This window comes from Cupriavidus basilensis, from assembly GCF_029335485.1.
In the GTDB taxonomy this organism is placed as follows: domain Bacteria; phylum Pseudomonadota; class Gammaproteobacteria; order Burkholderiales; family Burkholderiaceae; genus Cupriavidus; species Cupriavidus basilensis_E.
The window spans coordinates 1-5,259 of the sequence record NZ_JARJLM010000615.1; the positions used below are offsets into that span (position 1 = coordinate 1).

Sequence of the window (5,259 nt, forward strand, 5' to 3'; positions counted from 1 at the left end):
TACAGCCGGGTTCCGCTGGCATTCCATACCCCCCCGATGTGGGGGGGGCAGTTTTGCATGGAGGGATGACCGCGCGGTGCGACGGCTGGCGAAGCTGGCGCGCGCCAGCCTTGACCGCTTACCGCGCGGAGCGTCGCGGCACCAGCGTGATCCAGTAACGGGTTCTCTCGATGGCGTCCACCGGATACGTGGCTACCAGCATGGCCAGCGCGCGCCCCGCATCGGCAACCGGGAAGGCGCCGGAGACCGGCAGGCCGGCCACGGCCGGGTCGCAGCGCAGCACGCCGGTGCGGTAGCGCGCGAGTTCCGCCGCGAAGCCGGCCAGCGGCATCTTGTCGGCTACCAGCATGCCCTGCGTCCAGGCGGCAATGGTGTAGTCGGCCGGCGTAGCGCCGGACATGCTGGCGGCCGTAAAGCTGGCCTGCTCCCCGGCCGGCAGGATGCGCTCGGCGGCGCCGGCCTGGCCCGGGCTGATGCGTACCGCTCCTTCCAGTACGGCTACGCGGGTGAGACCCGCTTCCTGGCGCACGTTGAAGCGCGTGCCCAGCGCCTCCAGCCGGCCTTGCGCCGATACCACCAGGAAAGGCCGATGTGCCGCCGCCGTGTCCGGCGCGGTCCGGACCAGGATTTCGCCGGCGCGCAGCAGCACTACGCGCTGCGCCGCGTCGAAACGTACGTCGATGGCGCTGGCGGTGTTCAGGGTGACGCGGCTGCCGTCGGCCAGCCGCAGTTCGCGGCGCTCGCCGGCGGCGGTATGGTGTGCGGCCGTCCATTCCTGCCATGGCGCGAGCCGCCAGGCCGCCCAGCCGGCCGGCACGCCGGCCAGCAGCAGGGCCAGCCTGGCGGTGGCGGCGCGTCTCGCCGGGCGGCCGGGGCGGTCCAGCGCCGGCATGGCGAGCGCGGGCGGCAGGCCGCCAAGCTTGTCCATCAACTGCTCGGCCCGCGCCCATGCGCTGGCGTGGGCCGGGCTGCGCCGGCGCCAGCGCTCGCAGGCGGCGCGCTCGGCATCGCTGACGGCGCCGGCATGCAGGCGCATCAGCCAGCCGGCGGCTTCGTCCAGGATGCGCGGGTCGATGGACTTCTGCATCTAAGCCGCCATGTTTTCACGCAGGAAATGTTCCAGCATGGGAATAAAAAATCCATGGCCGGCGATCAACTCCGGCTCCTTTTTGAATAAAGGGAGCCATTGGAGCCTAAATTCGATGGGTTCTCCGCCGGTACTGGGATGCCGCTCAAAGTGAGTCCAGGTCTCTGCTATCGGGATAGCGTCGCTCAACCTGGCATGCACGACATGCCTATGCTGAATTTCGTTTCGCCCAAACTTGGACATCGAGTAATAATAATTACCAAGAACACGCTCGATCTCAGCATTTCCTATGCCGCTTTCTTCGGACAATTCCCGAAGAGCCGCAGCAGCAGCTTCCTCGTTGGATTCTATTGTGCCGGCAATCACCTGCCGGCCCGCATCGGGAAATTCAGGTTGCGTGAAGGAGAGCAAGCTGTCCCGCCACGTGAGATAAACCAGTACTTTATTTTTAATATTCATAGTGATGTTCTCTGAGCAGGACACCTCTATCCCAAAAGGATAGGGCTCTATTAGTTAATCAATCATCCTTGCTGAGGCTTTGATTTTTCGAAGATTGCGAAGGGGCAACCGTCGCAACGAGGGAAGCCGTCCAGCTCAGGGTCACCACTGAAGTATGCGCTGTGGTCCTGCCTGAAGATTCACCGAGATCAAGTGCCTCGACACCGCGAGCAAAATCTGCGGGTCGATATGGGCGATACAGGCGCTGTCCACCTCCGGGCCCGCGCCGCGCCTCACCCCATGGCCTCCAGGCACTGCCGGAAGGCTTGCTGCATATAGCGCTTGACCGTGGCCAGCGAGACCTGGAGGTGGGCGGCGATGTCTTCGTACTTCATGCCATCGAGCTGGGACAACAGGAAGGCCCGCCTGGCGCGCCCGGGCAGCGCGTCAAGCATGGCGTCGATCTCGTACAGGGTTTCGAGGACGATGGCGCGCTGTTCGGGCGAGGGCGCCTGGGGTTCCGGCAGCGCGGCCAGCGCCTCCAGGTAGGCGAGCTCCAGCGCGCGGCGCCGGTACCAGTTGATCATCAGCCCCTTGGCCACCGTGGTCAGGTAGGCACGCGGCTCGCGCACGCCGGCGAGATCCCGGGTGCCTAGCAGGCGGGCGAAGGTGTCCTGCGCCAGGTCGGCGGCGTCGGCCGCATTGCCGAGGCGGCCGCGCAGCCATCCGTACAGCCAGCCGTGATGATGGCTGTAGAGCATACCGATGTCGTGCGGGGCGCAGGGCGCGGAAGCGGGGTGTGGACGGGGGTTGGCTACGGGCAAGAGGGGCGCAATATGATGCGGACGAGAATCATTACTATTCGCATTGTATGCGCGCCTGCACATGGCGTGCAAGGTGGGGTTGGCGCGGTGGCCATCTCTGGCAGCCGCTGCGCGATCTCGCTGCGCACGGCATAGCCGCAGGAGGAGGCGGTTACGTTATTGCAGGGGCAAGGGGGTTGGCGGCAGCGCCAGCGCCCAGCGATAGACCAGCAGGCGCCCCTTGTAAGCGTCGACGCCCGGCGATGCCACGCGATCCAGCTTTTCTTCGCGCATGGCAAAGCCTTGCTCGGCCATCTGCCGGTTGAAGGCCGGCCGGTTGCCGCGGTCGGGGTCGATGATCCAGATCTCGGCGGTGGGGCTGGCGTGCCGCCCGATAAAGTGGGCGAGGTTGGCGTTGGCATCGCGCTCGTAGAGCAGGTCGCTGCCGATGATCAGGTCGAAATGGCCGTGGACGTCGAGGCTTGCGTGCTGCGCCGCGCCGGCGTCGTCCTGCCCGTGCTCCGCCGCGCTCCAGTGCCCGTGCCGGTATTTCATCGGCGCCATGCCGTTGAGGCGGAGGTTCTCCGCGAGGAAGCTGGCTGCCATCGGATGGCAGTCACTGGCGGTCATGTCGGCGCCCCGCCGGTGGCCCACCAGGCTGGCCAGGGCCAGTCCGCAGCCGATTTCCAGCACGCGTTCGTTCGCGTCCACGGGCCTTGCCGCCATGCGCGCCGCCAGATGCGCGCCGGATGGCCACAGCATGCCGAACAGCGGCCACATGGCCGAAGAGATGCCCATGCGTTCGGCTTCGCCGAGCGGGTCGTAGTACTGCTGCTTATCCAGCAAGGAGCGGATGACCAGGTCGGCGGCGCCCACGATGGCGATGCACTCTTGCTTGGTTTGGTAGCCGGGCATCGGGGAGAAGCCAGTGCACCGGCTTCACAATAGGGAGGGAACGGACCAGTATGCCCGAAATGTCCCGTCCCGGACGGGAAATGCCGGAAAATAGTGCCGAAAAGCGGCGAAACGGCCAGAAAAGACCAGGAAATTCCCGAAAGTGCCTTCCCCGCGCATTGCCGCAGGCCGTTCCTTCCCGCTGTCCCGCATGCGAGAATCCCGCGATAAATAAAATGGTGGACGGCCCGTCCGCCGATTCCCGGAGCTTATCGCAGTGACCATTCCCTCCAGCGCCTCGATCCGCAAGCGGCTGCGCATGCGGCATCTGCAACTGATGCTGGCGCTGTCGGAGTCGCCATCGCTGCGCCAGGCGGCGCAGGGGCTGGCGCTGACCCAGCCGGCGGCCACCAAGTCCTTGCAGGAGCTGGAGGAGGTGCTCGGCGTATCGCTGTTCACCCGCCATGCACGCGGGCTGGATCCGACCGTGTCCGGCGAGGCCGTGATGCGCTACGCGCGCGTGGTCGCTGCCGATCTCGATGAACTGCGCGAGGAACTGGTCGCCATCCAGGCCGGCGACGTGGGCAAGGTGCGCGTGGGCGCCGTGATGGCGCCGGCCCCTGACCTGCTCACCAACGTGATCGTCACGCTCAAGAAGGCGCATCCGCGCCTGCACATCATCGTGCAGATCGATACCAGCGACGTGCTGGTCCACGCGCTGCAGCAGAACCAGATCGATATCGTGCTGGGCCGCATCCCGGATGGCTGGCCGTCGGAGGAGTTGTCGTTCGAAACGCTGGGGGAGGAGGCGCTGTCCATCGTCACCCGCGTTGGGCATTCCGCCACGGAGCGCGGCAAGCTGAAGCTGGCCGCGCTGACCGAGTATGCGTGGATCATCCAGCCGCACCCCAGCCCGATGCGCCAGATCATCGACCAGACCTTCCGCGAGAGCCGCGTGCCGCCGCCGGTTAGCACGATGGAGACTTCATCCATCCTCACCACGCTGTCCGTGCTGCGCGAGTCCGACATGCTCGCCGTGCTGCCCACTTCGGTGGCCCGCTACTACGAAGACCTGAACATGATCGCCACGCTGCCGGTGGCCCTGCACGGCCGGCTGGCGCCCTATGGCCTGGTGCTGCGCAAGAGCCGCCCGCCCACGCCCGCCATGCAGCTTGTCATCGACATGCTGCGGGCAGGGGAGCAGGGCGCGGCGGCGGCCAGGCCGTCGCCATAGGCAGAAGCGGCAAGCGCGGGCGGTGCGTCAGGCGGCCGCCTCTTCCAGCGTGACCAGTTGCGCGCCGTCCTGTACCTGGTCGCCGATGGCGTACAGCACTTCCTGCACCACGCCGTCGGTGGGCGCGGTGAGGGTGTGTTCCATCTTCATGGCTTCCATCACGATCAGCGGATCGCCCTTGCCGATGACCGCGCCGGCCGCGACCATCACGGCGATGATGCGGCCCGGCATCGGCGCCACCAGCTTGCCGCCTTCGGCATCGGCGGCGCCCGCGTGGGCGAGCGGATCGATCAGCTCCAGCCGGGTTTGCCGGTTGCCGCTGAACACGTGGATGGTTTCGCCATCGATATGCGTGCTGCCCTTGACGGTGCGCAGGCCCAGGTCGAGCGCATGGCTGCCATGTTGCGACAAGGCATGGAACGGCACGGTTTGCCCGCCCACGGTGAGCGCTTGCCTGGCGCCGTCGCTATGCAGGCTGGCAACGATCTCGCCCTCGGCGCCACGGAAACGGTACTGCCGCGTTGCCGCGCCGTTCAGCCGCCATGCGCCCGCCTGGCTCCAGGGCGAGTGCGCATCGGCCGGGTCCACGCGCCGGGCGGCGGTCTCGGCATCCAGCACGGCCGCCACCGCCAGTGCGATCACTTCCGTGCCGAGCGGCGCGGGCGGCGGGAACAACACCGCCTGGTTGCGCTCGATCAGGCCGGTGTCGAGATCGGCCGTGGCAAAGGCCTGCGACGTGACCAGCCGCTGCAGGAAGGCGATATTGGTCGACAGGCCCACCACGTGATATTCGGCCAGCGCCT

6 protein-coding genes are annotated in these 5,259 nt (G+C 67.0%); 1 reads left to right on the forward strand and 5 read right to left on the reverse strand.

All coding sequences use genetic code 11. The annotated features are described in order from the left end of the window. Nucleotides 1-118: 118 nt before the first annotated feature. The 4 genes from P3W85_RS37725 to P3W85_RS37740 all read right to left on the reverse strand — a co-directional run bounded on the left by P3W85_RS37725 (nt 119) and on the right by P3W85_RS37740 (nt 3,243). Nucleotides 119-1,087: a FecR domain-containing protein gene (locus tag P3W85_RS37725; protein WP_276268547.1), complete on the reverse strand. Its 969-nt coding sequence runs from the start codon at nt 1,085-1,087 to the stop codon at nt 119-121. Continuing rightward, nucleotides 1,088-1,546, reverse strand: coding sequence for an NUDIX domain-containing protein (locus tag P3W85_RS37730; RefSeq protein ID WP_276268548.1), 459 nt, complete (start codon nt 1,544-1,546; stop codon nt 1,088-1,090). It abuts the gene before it with no gap. A 272-nt stretch (nt 1,547-1,818) separates the two neighbouring features. Continuing rightward, nucleotides 1,819-2,349, reverse strand: coding sequence for a sigma-70 family RNA polymerase sigma factor (locus P3W85_RS37735; RefSeq protein ID WP_346430320.1), 531 nt, complete (start codon nt 2,347-2,349; stop codon nt 1,819-1,821). Between the two features lie 156 nt (nt 2,350-2,505). After that, on the reverse strand, nt 2,506-3,243 hold the full coding sequence (locus P3W85_RS37740) for a class I SAM-dependent methyltransferase (RefSeq protein ID WP_017229716.1): 738 nt from the start codon (nt 3,241-3,243) through the stop codon (nt 2,506-2,508). 298 nt (nt 3,244-3,541) lie between these two features. On the opposite strand from P3W85_RS37740, the gene P3W85_RS37745 reads away from it, so the two are divergent. Then, nucleotides 3,542-4,456, forward strand: coding sequence for a LysR family transcriptional regulator (locus tag P3W85_RS37745; protein ID WP_276268550.1), 915 nt, complete (start codon nt 3,542-3,544; stop codon nt 4,454-4,456). A gap of 27 nt (nt 4,457-4,483) precedes the next feature. Here the strand turns inward: P3W85_RS37745 and P3W85_RS37750 are convergent. Further along, nucleotides 4,484-5,259 (reverse strand): biotin/lipoyl-containing protein (locus P3W85_RS37750; RefSeq protein WP_346430321.1); only part of this gene is annotated, 776 nt, incomplete at its 5' end.